At 65.2% G+C, this 11,183-nt stretch carries 14 protein-coding genes; all 14 read right to left on the bottom strand.

Annotation, left to right across the window (positions count from 1 at the left end; translation table 11 throughout):
- Window positions 1-10 precede the first annotated feature (10 nt).
- The 14 genes from ACPEH8_RS03265 to ACPEH8_RS03200 all read right to left on the bottom strand — a co-directional run bounded on the left by ACPEH8_RS03265 (window position 11) and on the right by ACPEH8_RS03200 (window position 11,181).
- Complete coding sequence (locus ACPEH8_RS03265; protein ID WP_136006295.1) at window positions 11-754, bottom strand: hypothetical protein; 744 nt, start codon at window positions 752-754, stop codon at window positions 11-13.
- Window positions 755-776: 22 nt separating this feature from the next.
- Window positions 777-2,744 (bottom strand): hypothetical protein, encoded by a 1,968-nt coding sequence (locus ACPEH8_RS03260; RefSeq protein ID WP_423666021.1) that lies wholly within the window; start codon window positions 2,742-2,744, stop codon window positions 777-779.
- A gap of 7 nt (window positions 2,745-2,751) precedes the next feature.
- Complete coding sequence (locus tag ACPEH8_RS03255; RefSeq protein WP_229296435.1) at window positions 2,752-2,985, bottom strand: hypothetical protein; 234 nt, start codon at window positions 2,983-2,985, stop codon at window positions 2,752-2,754.
- A gap of 56 nt (window positions 2,986-3,041) precedes the next feature.
- A complete protein-coding gene (locus ACPEH8_RS03250) occupies window positions 3,042-3,419 on the bottom strand; it encodes a hypothetical protein (RefSeq protein ID WP_017355848.1) in 378 nt (125 codons plus the stop codon).
- Window positions 3,420-3,545: 126 nt separating this feature from the next.
- Complete coding sequence (locus ACPEH8_RS03245; RefSeq protein WP_136006291.1) at window positions 3,546-4,016, bottom strand: phage tail tube protein; 471 nt, start codon at window positions 4,014-4,016, stop codon at window positions 3,546-3,548.
- 84 nt (window positions 4,017-4,100) lie between these two features.
- Window positions 4,101-4,457: a tail completion protein gp17 gene (gene gp17 / locus ACPEH8_RS03240; RefSeq protein WP_282597055.1), complete on the bottom strand. Its 357-nt coding sequence runs from the start codon at window positions 4,455-4,457 to the stop codon at window positions 4,101-4,103.
- A complete protein-coding gene (locus tag ACPEH8_RS03235; protein WP_153164332.1) occupies window positions 4,457-4,963 on the bottom strand; it encodes an HK97-gp10 family putative phage morphogenesis protein in 507 nt (168 codons plus the stop codon). Before ACPEH8_RS03235 ends, gp17 begins: the two co-directional genes overlap by 1 nt.
- A complete protein-coding gene (locus tag ACPEH8_RS03230; protein ID WP_423666019.1) occupies window positions 4,956-5,288 on the bottom strand; it encodes a phage head closure protein in 333 nt (110 codons plus the stop codon). Before ACPEH8_RS03230 ends, ACPEH8_RS03235 begins: the two co-directional genes overlap by 8 nt.
- Entirely contained in the window at window positions 5,285-5,707 is a 423-nt protein-coding gene (locus tag ACPEH8_RS03225; protein WP_017355853.1) for a head-tail connector protein, read from the bottom strand. The genes ACPEH8_RS03230 and ACPEH8_RS03225 overlap by 4 nt, the downstream gene beginning before the upstream one ends.
- 3 nt (window positions 5,708-5,710) lie before the next feature.
- Window positions 5,711-6,118: a hypothetical protein gene (locus ACPEH8_RS03220; protein WP_423666017.1), complete on the bottom strand. Its 408-nt coding sequence runs from the start codon at window positions 6,116-6,118 to the stop codon at window positions 5,711-5,713.
- Between the two features lie 55 nt (window positions 6,119-6,173).
- Window positions 6,174-7,418: a phage major capsid protein gene (locus ACPEH8_RS03215; RefSeq protein WP_423666015.1), complete on the bottom strand. Its 1,245-nt coding sequence runs from the start codon at window positions 7,416-7,418 to the stop codon at window positions 6,174-6,176.
- A 67-nt stretch (window positions 7,419-7,485) separates the two neighbouring features.
- The gene (locus tag ACPEH8_RS03210) at window positions 7,486-8,244 is read right to left on the bottom strand and encodes a head maturation protease, ClpP-related (protein ID WP_423666154.1); all 759 of its coding nucleotides are present in this window, start codon (window positions 8,242-8,244) and stop codon (window positions 7,486-7,488) included.
- Window positions 8,207-9,511, bottom strand: coding sequence for a phage portal protein (locus ACPEH8_RS03205; RefSeq protein WP_423666013.1), 1,305 nt, complete (start codon window positions 9,509-9,511; stop codon window positions 8,207-8,209). Before ACPEH8_RS03205 ends, ACPEH8_RS03210 begins: the two co-directional genes overlap by 38 nt.
- Window positions 9,511-11,181, bottom strand: a complete 1,671-nt coding sequence (locus ACPEH8_RS03200) for a terminase large subunit (protein WP_423666011.1) — start codon at window positions 11,179-11,181, stop codon at window positions 9,511-9,513. The genes ACPEH8_RS03205 and ACPEH8_RS03200 overlap by 1 nt, the downstream gene beginning before the upstream one ends.
- Window positions 11,182-11,183: the final 2 nt, after the last annotated feature.

Raw genomic sequence — 11,183 nt, 5'->3', positions numbered from 1 at the left:
CGTCGACAAACTATGCTGGAATTTCCTCGAACTCCATGTACCCGCTGAAATACTGCCGGCTGAGGTTCTCCGCCGTCGGAAGCTGGACGGCGTAACCATAAATTGCAGCGCGCGCGGCCAGTCCCGGATCGAAGGCCTTGGAGCGGATGTCCCGGAATTGCGGGATAACACAAGCTCGCCGGCGGCGGGCCATCGCCATCGCGAGCGTCTCCCAGTCGGTGCCACCCAACCCGCCTCGGCGCACCACCTCCGTGGGCCGTCCTGAGAAGGTCGCAGTCAGCCGCCGGTAGACAGCACCGGGTACGGTGTTGACCTGCCCGCCCTTGGTCCGCGTGTGGACACTGGCGTCGATCGGTCCAACCGCCCACCCATCCTTGATGCCGATGTCGACCGCACGGAAGATCGCAATCTCCCCCACTTCGACGTTCGTCACCAGGGTGTCGATCACCACCGCGACGCTGCTCACCGTGGCTGCGGCGGTCGGGAACAGCCAGGCGCATACGGTGCCGTCGGGCAGGCGCACGGTCGTTGCGGTGGCCCCCGCGGCGCTGACCAACACCCCCTCCGGCACGTTGAGGCCGAGCAACGCCACTATCCCCGGGACCAGCCCCTCGGCGAGCGTCACGTTGATGGACAGGCTGCCTGTCCGGTGAATGCGGCTGCGGCGCCCCGGCTTTCCGTCGAACATTGCAGCGCCGGCGTCGGTGGTCAGCCAGGTGCCGCCCACCAGCGCCACAGACTGCACCGCAGGCATTCCATATCCGATCAGCACCGCATCACCCCCACAACGTCAGCACCACGTCACCCGTGGCAGGGTTGCGCTCCACGCGCCGCACCAGTACCTGCTTGCCTGCCTCCAACCCATACCGGCTGTAGGCGATGCGTCCCACCTGCCCCGGGTGCGGCGCCAGCTCCTGGTCGCCCTGCACGCTGACCCGGTAGAAGAACCGCTGCACCCGGTACATGGCCACTACCCGGTCGATCTCTGCCTGCGCGTCCGCGCCATTCCAGAAGAGCGAGAGCACCGGGTCGGCGCCGTCGGCGCGGCGGTAGTGGGGATGCATGGCCCCGGCCCCGTACACCTGGGCGCGGAACAGTCCCATCAGCTCGTCGCGGCGCCACTGGGGCACGTCCACCATGTCCGTGACCAGGTCGGAAGCGCCCAACGCTTGGGCGTTCGGCCGGTAGGCCATGCGGCGCGTGAGGTTCGGGGCTTCGTCAGGAACGGCGAGCAGATCTTCGGCCAGGTCGCCGCCGGCGAGGTCGAAAGCCAGTTCCCCCGCCCATTCCTCTGGCGCCGCCACCTGGACGAATCGAAGTGCACCGTCAGCGTCCTGGTAGCAGCCCACTCCGTAGCTGGGCAGGATCGCGTTCATGGCGTCCCGGCCAGTGATGGCCGTGCCGGCGTAGTAGCCCACACCGGCATAGCCAGTGGCGGCATCGATCGCCGCGCAGTCTGTGCCCGACCATGCTGCCTTGCCCAGGCGCCCCATGATGTCGGCCATCGCCTGCTGCAGCGTCGCCGGCGCCGGCCCCGGACCAACGCTGGAAGCGTCTGTCACCACAGGCATGACCGGTGGCGATCGCATGAGCAGCTGCTGCCCATCCGGGGATAGGGAGAAGGTGCCCGCCTCCATCGCGTCGCCGCGGTCAAGGACGGTATCCGTGTAGATCCGCGAATCGGCAACGAACATCGCCGTCGCATCCGAATTTGCCCCCATCGCCGGCACGCTGGCCACAGCGCCGATCAGCACCGGCTGCGGCTTCCACGCCAGGCCGGGGATGTTCGGCAGGAACACACTGCGGTTGATCACCTCGTCGAGGTCATCGTGCGCGTCCCGGAAGTAGATTCGCTTGGTGCCGTCGTCGTTGATCTCGATCCGGTCGAGCGAGAAGCGGTACGCCGCGTGCGTGTCGGCGAGCATCCCATCCGCCGGACCGACCCTCACTTGCGCCGGCGCGCCAGAAGCGCCACTGAGCGCCAGATCGTCCAGGACGCCATCAGCGTCCAGCGCCTGGCATTCCGCCGCGCTGGTCTGGCTCACCGGTTCACCACCCCACGGCCAGAAGTTGATTTCGCTGATGAGGGTGATGCCGTCGGCCAGCACCCCCTCGAACCGGGCGTTGGCCGGGGAATCACCCGGGGCGGTCAGCCAGTCGGCATCGGCGAGGCGCGCCACCGCTGGGGATGCGGCGGGCAAGCGCCAGCCGACCTGAGCGGCGGGACTACTGGCCCCCCACTGCCCTGCATTGACCGCCATGCACAGACCACCGGCTTCGGTAGCCGCGAGCGAGGCGGAGAAGTGCAGCGGGCCGGTAAGCCCGATGTCCCTCTGGTGGACCAGCACGCCGTTGCGGTAAAGCTTGAGCCGGGTTGGCGCGCCGACCTCCACCAGCACCCCCGCGATTTCACCTTTGACAAGGACGGGCAAGCCGGCAGCGACCGGCCCACCGTCGAAAAGCACGGTCCCTGCGCCAAGGTTCCAACCAATGCCAGCGGCATCACCGCCGGGGAAGGTGGTCAGCGAAGCGCCGGCCGTCGCGACGCCGACGACGGCGGCCATCGGATCATCGCCCCACACCGCGAACTCGGCACCGAAGGTGCCGTGATCCAGTGCAACGTCAGAGCGGGCCATGTGGTGGATCTCCGCCGCTGCGGTTGTAGACAGCGTGAGGCCGCCGTCGCGGGCGGCCAGCAACGGGCCAATGGGCAGCGCGGCGAAGCGCCCGAAGGTGTCAGCCATCATTTCCTCAGAGTGAGTCGAACCAATCCTCGGCCTCGTCGTCGTCGGACTTCGGCACAAGAACGTCTAGGAAGGCCTGCATGCTGCGCTTTGTGCCAGCCTGGCTGTGCGCTGCTGCGGTGAAGGCGGCGAAGGCCGCAGGCTTGATGTGCAGACCAACAGGGTCGATGGGGTTCCGCTTATGAAACTCCCACCAGCTCAGGTACTCGCGGCGCGACATGGTCGACCGCAGCTCGGCCACCGTGCGATGCAGGTGGCCGGCCAGTACGTGCCAGAACCAGTCTTCGCCGCGCTGCCTTAGGCGTTTCCCGTCTCGGCCTGGGCGTCGGCGGCCTTGTCGCCGAAGCCGGAGTGCTTCATGGCGACCTGCTGCAGTTCCGCGGCAACCAACGGCTTCAGCTGTGCGGCCTGCGCGGCGGTCATCACCGGCTTGCCGTTTTCGTCGCAGATGGTGGCCGCGATCAGCTTCGCGCGATCACCGTCCTGGTAGAGCCGACGGAACTCCGCGTCCGGCAGCTCGCGCACGTGGAACTGCGCCTTGTCGCCGCTGGGCAGCGTGATGGTATCCGCGCGCACGTCTTTGGACGCGAACATGCCGAGGCTGGTGAAGGTCTGCAGCACGGTCGGCGGGGCAGCGAGCGCGTCGGTCGCCGGGGTGTCGTTGGTCTTGCTCATGGGCCGTTTCCTGAAATGGTGGTCGGGCGCGCAGGCCGCGCACGGCTAACACGCGGGGTTCCCGCGCGCCCGGCCAGAGAGAAGGCCCGCCGAAGCGGGCCGCAAAAGAGAGCGCCGTTGCGTCTGTTAGGGCGCCGGACGGTGGGTGGTGACCGCGCCGGAGCCACGAATGGTGATGGTTGCCTTCCAGATGTCGTTGTCGGCCACCTGGACGGCGAAGTTCTGCACGAAGCCCTTGAACTGCTTGGAGACCACGTCGTCCGGCGGCGTGATGACACCGGCAACGGCCTCCGGCTTGTCCGCGCCTTCGGTTTCCGACTTCGGAGCGGTGACCAGGAAATCCACCACCTCGCCACTCTTGTGCAGCGCCTCGATCTTCTCGTGGTCGACGGCGTCGTAGTTGATTTCGATGGTGGTGCTGCCGGTGGCCTTCCGGCCGGCCACGAACTGATCCCAGTCATCATCGAAATCGGAGACGTCGATCTCCGATGCCTGGCCATCGGGGAAGCCGACCGAGCGCAGACGGGTCACCTTCGTGACCTCGGTGGGCGCGGTGGCAATGAACAGCTGGGTGTGCTTCGACTTCAAAACGCCCATTGCGTTTTACCTCTTGGATAGAGCCCGGTCGCCGGGCGGAAAAAAACCGGCTTGCGCCGGTGGTGGGTTGAGCATTTCGAGCAGCTACCGGATGTCCAGCAGCCGCACGTCGAAGGAGATGCCGAAGGTGTCGGTGCCATCGGGGTCCGGGCTCGGGTTGTAGGATTCGATGCTGCCGCGGCACTCAACCTCGTCGCGGATCGCGATAGCTGCGGCGTTCGCCTGCATGGTGTCCTGGCCCCAGACCGTAATCCGGACCCGCCAACCGTCGGCCGGTGGTGTGTCGGACTGAGGAACTGGGGAGCCTGCCACGACCTCCCAGGTTGCGTAGGGCAAAGCCGCGCCCTGAGGTGCCACACTGGGCCAGACGCGGATTGGATCGCCCAGCAGCGCACGCACAGGCGCACTACCCTGCAAAACCGGTTGGATCAGAGGAATCATCACAGTACCCAGCCTTTCCGCTTCAGCGCGCGAGTGATCGCGATCCACGTTTCATTGATGATCGCCTGGGCGGCCTCAGGTCCTCGAGCCTCAGCGGACGGTGTGAGGAACGGCTTGGCCGCCATCTTCTTCGTGCCGAACTCCAGGTGGCGCCAGTAGTGCGCCCAGCCCGTCGTTTCGTAGACCTTGCCAACACGCCGCATGCGCTGGTTGCGCTTCGTGTTTGAGTACTTTGCCTTACGGCCGACCCGTACTCCGACCGTGAAGTACTCCCCATCCGTGCCCACCCCTGCCCGACGGCGGTTCTTGGCGTTGGCCCTGCGAACAACAATCTCACCGGCAAGGAAGCCCGACCGCTTCGCAACGCGATTTCGAGCCTCATCACGGATGATGTTCCCTGCCTTGCGCATACCAGTGCGCAGGGGCTTCCCACGGACGTCGTCCGGCAACCCGCGCAGGGTATCCAGCAGCCCCTTCAAGCCATGCAGCACCAGGTCTTCAGCCATCAGCGACCCCTGCATCCACCATCAGCGTCAGCCACTGCCGCGCGGTCGGGTCCGGGAGCACTGCGCGGATGGCATACGCCTGTCCATCGAACAGAACGCGCATCGAGGACAGAACGCCAGGGATGTATGGGATCTCCATGCGGGCAGTGACCTCGCCATGCTCGGCGCTTGCCGCCGTGAACTCGCGCCCCGATAGCGGAACCACCTCCGCTGGCAGATCCTTCTGCCAGTCCTTCCACACTCTGGTGTCGCCGCCCAGGGGAAGGCGGACTGCCTCGTGGTTCTGCAACGTGATGCGATGCCTGTATTTCCCGGCGCGCCTCACGGCAACACCCGGCGATACGGGAACATGAGGCGGTCCACAGTCGGGTTCTCCACGGGGATCGTGCCGGTGATGCTGGCCTCGCGGTTCGCGTAGAGGTCGCCAAGCAGCAGCAGCACCGCAGCCCGCAGCGGGCCCGGTAGCGGCCCCGGCGTAGTGGTGAACGTCACCGGGTATGCGCCAGCCTCGCTGACCAGCACGGCTGGCTCAATGGGCAAGGGTGTGCGCCCATCGCCGACCGGCGTCCATTCGTAGGTCGCGGCGGCCAGCGCGTAGCCCGTAGTCCGCTCCACTGACTCCCGCGCCGCGTTGATGAAGGCGCCTATCAGTGCGTCGTCAGCATCATGGATCACAACCAGGTGCGCCTTGGCTTCGGTCAGCGACACAGGTTCCTCAGCCGCTGGAATCAACGTGCGCAGCATGGGCTACTCCTGCGGGCCGGCGGCCTTGATTGCATTGGGATGGGGGTCGATCAGCCCGCCAAGGCGCAGCGCCTCGACGTGGGCCGCATCGACCTCGATCACTTGACCGACCTTGCCCAGGTGGTTGTCGCTCAGCACCAGCACCTCGACGGTTTCACCGGTGCCAGCCAGCGTGTCGACCGGAGTCGGCGAGGTGTCCGGATCGACTTGACCATCCCCGCCGTCAGCGGCGGCACTGGAAGGCGAAGCGCTCGCGGCCGCGTCATCGTCGGCCGCAGCCCCTTGGGTCGCCGGTTCGCTGACCTCCGCGCCCGCTGCCGTCAAGGGCGCGCCGGTGTCATCCTCGGAAGCACCGGCTTCGGCCCCCCCCACCAACGGGGCGGAGGTATGGGTGTTCTTGGGTTTAGCCATGTCGTTCTCCAAGGGGCGCCCGAGATGGGCGCCCCTCATTGGTGGGCCAGGGCGATTACGCCGCAGCGCCGTGCTGGAAGGTCTTCACCGCACCGCCCACGTCGATCAGGTTGCCGCCCGAGCGCATCCAGGCCATGAAGCCCACCTGCGCCTTCTTGATGTAGGCCGAATCGTTGAAGCGGAACAGCGTCAGCGCCATCACGTCGCGGATCTTGTAGTAACTGAAATCGCCGAACGCGATCGACTTGGCCCCCGGAGCCGGCGCGGGCACGTGCTGATTGATGTTGATATCACGGTTCAGCAGGCGATCCGGCGCGCCGCCGGGGTTGCCCTGCTCGTAGCCCGGAACGAAGATCGGGCGGCCCTGGTCGTCCTTGACCTTGCGCACCAGCTTGAGCATGTCGTCGTGGAGCATCCACTTCGCCAGCTGGCGGTACGCCGGATCGATGCTGTGCTCCAAGTCGACCAGGTCATCGTAGGTGATGCCCGGCAGGGCCGACACGGCACCGATCTTGCCAACCGAGGCGGCAGTGATCAGGCCCATCGGCTGACCGTTGCCCGTACCCAGGGTGTAATGGCGGTTGGTGATGCGGCCCAGACGGGTCTGCAGGCGACGCTCAATGAAGCCGGCGATATCGGCCGTGCTGTCCTGCAGCAGCTCCCACGGCACGGTGACCACCTTGGAGCTGAACTTGTAGACCTGCAGCCCCTTGGTGCCGAACGACACGTCCTGATCCGTGGCCGACTGATTCTCGGCCACGATCTCGCCCTCCTCCGAGGTGCCGTCGCTGGTCGGGTACTGCATCGGCTCGCCACCGGCGGTGCTGAACACGTCAGCCACCTGACGCATGCCGCCGAAAGCCTTGAGGGCTTCCAGGATTTGCGCGGCCAAACTGGTGGGCACCGTATAGCCCCCCTGCTCGGGATTGACGGCCGGGTTGCCCGACATGGCTGCATTGACCTGCTTCCAGTCCTCGGCGCTCAGGGCGTTGTCGCCGCCACGTGCCCAGCGGTCGAACAGACGCATCTCGTTGGTCGGCTCCTGGCCACCGCGGTTTCCGGCGGCGTGCTCGCGCACGCCCTGATCGCGCAGCGCTTCGTCGGCCGTAATGTCCATCACCTTCTGATGGCGCTCGATCGCCGCGTCGATGCGCTCGATCTCGGCCACGTTCTCGTCGTACTTGGCCTGGTTCTCCGGCGTCCACTTGTTGCCGTCGCCGGTGCTGGTGTCCAGCAGGTTGCGGGTGTCCATTGCCAGCGCGGTGCGGCGCTCCCGCTCGGCCTGAATGTTGAAGGGCATGGGCTATTTCCTTTTGTCAAAAAAAACCGCCTTTCGGCGGTCGGGATGAACTGCGGGCGGGAGTCGCTTACGCAGCGGAGCGTTCCAGCAGCGCCAGACGGCGTGACAGGTTGGCCTTGTGGGCGACGGCGGCGCCGTCGTCGGGTACGGGGGTACGGTTGGCCAACGCAGCCGGGGCATTCTCGTAAGCGGACAGATCCCAGGTGTTGGATGCCTTCCTCTTGCCGACGACCTCTACCACGCGGTCGACGAAACCGTGTTCCTTGGCTTCGTCGGCCGTGAACCAGGTCTCTTCGTCCATCCACTGGACGATCTGCGTCTCATCCTTGCCAGTGCGGCGGGTGTAATCGCCGGCCAGCCCGGTATCGATCTTCGCCAGCAGCTCACCGGCCTTGGTCATATCGGCCTTGTTGCCGATAGCAACCGTCCAGGCGTTGTGGATCATGAAGCCGGCGCCCTGGCTGATTTCCACCTCGTCGCAGGCCATGCAGATGCCGGTGGCAGCCGAGGCCGCCAGTCCATCCACGTGGGCAATCACGGTCGCCTTATGTTGCGCGATGGCCGTCATCATCGATCGGGCCGCAAACACGTCACCGCCCGGCGAGTCGATGCGCAGATGGATCACGTCCGCGTCGATGCCGGCCATTGCTTGGGCAAACATCGTCTCGTCAATATCGCCCCACCACCCGCCGATGACGCCGTGCAGGTAGATCGTGGCCTCCTTGCCCTCGGTCTCCGCCCGGATGGGCTTGGACTGGCCGGCGTTGTTCTTGGCCAGCTGCAGCAGCTTAGGAATCGGCATCTTCAGGGTTCCTTTCAGGGTCATCGCCACCAGGCTTCGCCGGCGGCGGCTGGCTGTTCGGCTGGTAGAGCTTGTCGCCACCCTCGATGGGAGGCAGGTTCTTGAGGCGGCGGACTTCGTTGACGACCATCCAGCCTTGCGTGCCAGGGCCACCCAGCGCCTTGCTGAAGTACTCCCCCTGCGTCTTCGAGTCGCCGGCCATAAACATGTCCACGTTGTGCTCAACGAAGTAGCGCGGCGTTCGGAACAGCTTGCGGTTCAACTCATCCTTGATGCGCTTCAGGTGCGGCCCCAGCGTGAACTTCACGAAGCCGGTGCCCATACTTTCGATGCCACTGCCCCAGCTGGTCGCCTTGGTGGTTTCACCGATCATGTGTGGGGGCACACCGAATGCACGGGCCACGTCGATCACCTGCCACTGCCGGGACTCCAGCAGCTGCTGGTCGACCGCTGACATGGTCAGCTCGTGTACCTCCAGCCCCTCGGTGAGGACCAGCGGAATGCGGCGATTGCCCTGCACGCCGCCATACTTCTTGACCCAGGCGTCGCGGAAATCGTCCTGCTGTGCCGTGGTCATCTTGTTCGGCGTGCGGATAGCCACTTCCGGCTTGCCACCCTCGCTGAAGAACTTGCCGGCGTGCTCATCGCCCTGGATAGCGATACCGATGCCATTCCGCGCCCCCCATTGGATTACCGACATGCCGTGCACGCCATTGAAACCAAACCCGGGGAAATGAAGCACGTCGTCCTGGTCCACGGTGAAGTACCCGTCCGCGTCGTGGAACGTGTACTGCAGGCGCGTCGGTTCCCGTGGGCTGGTCTTCTCCTGCTTGAGGATCATCACCCTGTCACGGGGCCAGGGAATCAGTCCGGTCGCCACGCCGGCGCGGTTGCGCGTCATATACACCACGCCATCGCCGCGCAGCAGCATCTGGCCTACGATGAACTCCCAGCCAGCTGCACTCGACCAACCGGAGGAAAACTGCTCGTTCAGCAGCCACCAGTAATCGTGCTCAGCCCGCGTGCGGTGCCCGTCCACCCGCTCAAAAACAGGAAGCGGCAGCTGCGCGATCGCGCCGGCCAGCAGAGAGACGGAAGCGAACACCGCCGAGACCCGCATCGCTGATTCCGGGCTGACGACAGCACCGGAGGCCGTCGTCGGATTCCCGAACACCTCGAACATGCCCATGCCGGAGGATTGGATCACCTCGCCGTCGACCAGGTTGCTGATCGTCGGCTCGATACGGTCGCGGGCATCGGCCCGCCGGTTCTTCTCGAATAGTCCGAACATTATTCGATCACCACGAAGCCTTGTTGGGTTGTGCCAGTGTCCCGCGCCTGCATGGCGCGGCCCATAGCCATAATTAGCGCCACCGCGCCATCGATCTTGTTTTCCATCTTTTCCTTGCGTGGATAGACGTGCTCCTTGGCGTCCACCCTCGCCACGACATTGCCCATCATCCAGGTCATCGCCGCGTTACCGTCGTGCCACAGGCGGCGCGACAGGATCAGCGCTTCCACTTCCTTCATCGGCTCTGACAGGTTGCGCACGGACTGCGCCATCTCGACAACCGGCAGACTCTCCTGCTCTAGGCGGGTCATCAGGTAAGCGGCCTGGGCTGGGTCGAAGGCAATGTCCTGCACATCAATGCCCTGTGCCGCAATCTCCTTCAGCTCTTCCTCAATGAAGGCGTAGTCGGTCATGTTTCCCGGCGTGGCCACGATCAGCTCATCCAGCAGGAACTGCTGGTACTTCTCGTTTTCTTCCACCGCAGACTCGGGGACGTAGAAGCGCGGAATGGCGTAGAAGCTGTCGCCCTTCTCGAACAGCAGCACCACCGCAGCTACGTCCAGCTTCGAGGCCAGATCGACACCGACCCAGCAGGGGCATCCAGCAAAGTCCGAGATCTCAAACCGACGTTTCTGCCGCTGCCAGGCGAGCATGTTCATCCATGCCAACTTGGCACCCACCCAGTCGTTCAGGTGCTTGGTGCGGTACGCACTTTGCTTGCTGGCAGAGCGCTTTGCCTTAGCCAGCATGTCCACCAGGAACTGCTCAAATACCGAGACCCCGAAGTTCGGGTTGGCCTTTCGCAGCACTTCGGGATCGTCCCAGCGATCTCCCTCATCGAGGCAGTAGATAGCAGCGAACACTGTCTCGTCGGTCACCTCGCTGCGCAGGATGCGGATTGCATCGCTCCGCATCTCGAAGCACGGGCCGGAAAGGTTGGTCCCCGCCGTCGTGATGATCGACAGCAGGGGCTGCTCGCGCGCGCCCATACCGGTTTCCATCGCGTCGACCATGTGGTCGTCGTCGTGCTCGTGGTACTCGTCCACCAAGGCCGCGTGTGGGCTGGAGCCGTCGCCAGGCTTGCCGATCATTGTCTCGAACTTCGACATGTCCTCCATGACGAAGAGCGGGCCCGGGTTCTTCGGGTTGCCGGCCTGTTCGATGCCGAACCGAGAGCGCAACGCCGGCAGCTTCTGCACCATCTGCCAGGCCGGGCGAAATACTTCGTATGCCTGCTTTTCGCTGGTGGCGCCCGAGTACACCTCGGCGCCGGCCTCACCATCAGCGCAGAACAGGTACAGGCCGCGCGCAGCCAGGCGGAGCGATTTTCCGTTCTTGCGCGCAATCTCCTCGTAGGACCTGCGGAACCGCCTGTGACCGGTCTTCTTGTGGACCCAACCGAACAGGTTGCACTCGATGAAGCGTTGCCAGGGCTCCAACACCAGGAGCTTTTTCTGCGCCGCCCATTTGCCCTTGGTGTGCGGCATCTTCTCCATGAAGCGCACCGCACGGTCGGCCCTGTCGGCGTCGTACTTGTATGGCCAGTCAGCCCCCTTGCGCTTCAGGTCATCGAGGAACCGCTGGCACGCCAACCGGATGTACTCGCCGGCGATGATCTTCCCTGCCGTCACGCCCTTGGCGTAGGCCTTGGCTGATTCGGTCGGCGTCATGG

The sequence above is a fragment of the Stenotrophomonas sp. NPDC077461 genome, from assembly GCF_049545475.1.
Taxonomy (GTDB): Bacteria; Pseudomonadota; Gammaproteobacteria; order Xanthomonadales; family Xanthomonadaceae; genus Stenotrophomonas; species Stenotrophomonas nematodicola.
This window is presented reverse-complemented; position numbering and strand designations above follow the sequence as displayed.

Coding starts and splice junctions, on each gene's coding strand:
- ACPEH8_RS03250 (WP_017355848.1), bottom strand. CDS start 3,419: ATGAGCAAGACCAACGACACCCCGGCGACCGACGCGCTCGCTGCCCCG.
- gp17 (WP_282597055.1), bottom strand. CDS start 4,457: ATGATTCCTCTGATCCAACCGGTTTTGCAGGGTAGTGCGCCTGTGCGT.
- ACPEH8_RS03235 (WP_153164332.1), bottom strand. CDS start 4,963: ATGGCTGAAGACCTGGTGCTGCATGGCTTGAAGGGGCTGCTGGATACC.
- ACPEH8_RS03205 (WP_423666013.1), bottom strand. CDS start 9,511: ATGTTCGGACTATTCGAGAAGAACCGGCGGGCCGATGCCCGCGACCGT.
- ACPEH8_RS03225 (WP_017355853.1), bottom strand. CDS start 5,707: ATGCTGCGCACGTTGATTCCAGCGGCTGAGGAACCTGTGTCGCTGACC.
- ACPEH8_RS03210 (WP_423666154.1), bottom strand. CDS start 8,244: ATGACCCTGAAAGGAACCCTGAAGATGCCGATTCCTAAGCTGCTGCAG.
- ACPEH8_RS03220 (WP_423666017.1), bottom strand. CDS start 6,118: ATGGCTAAACCCAAGAACACCCATACCTCCGCCCCGTTGGTGGGGGGG.
- ACPEH8_RS03200 (WP_423666011.1), bottom strand. CDS start 11,181: ATGACGCCGACCGAATCAGCCAAGGCCTACGCCAAGGGCGTGACGGCA.
- ACPEH8_RS03265 (WP_136006295.1), bottom strand. CDS start 754: ATGCCTGCGGTGCAGTCTGTGGCGCTGGTGGGCGGCACCTGGCTGACC.
- ACPEH8_RS03260 (WP_423666021.1), bottom strand. CDS start 2,744: ATGGCTGACACCTTCGGGCGCTTCGCCGCGCTGCCCATTGGCCCGTTG.
- ACPEH8_RS03245 (WP_136006291.1), bottom strand. CDS start 4,016: ATGGGCGTTTTGAAGTCGAAGCACACCCAGCTGTTCATTGCCACCGCG.
- ACPEH8_RS03215 (WP_423666015.1), bottom strand. CDS start 7,418: ATGCCCTTCAACATTCAGGCCGAGCGGGAGCGCCGCACCGCGCTGGCA.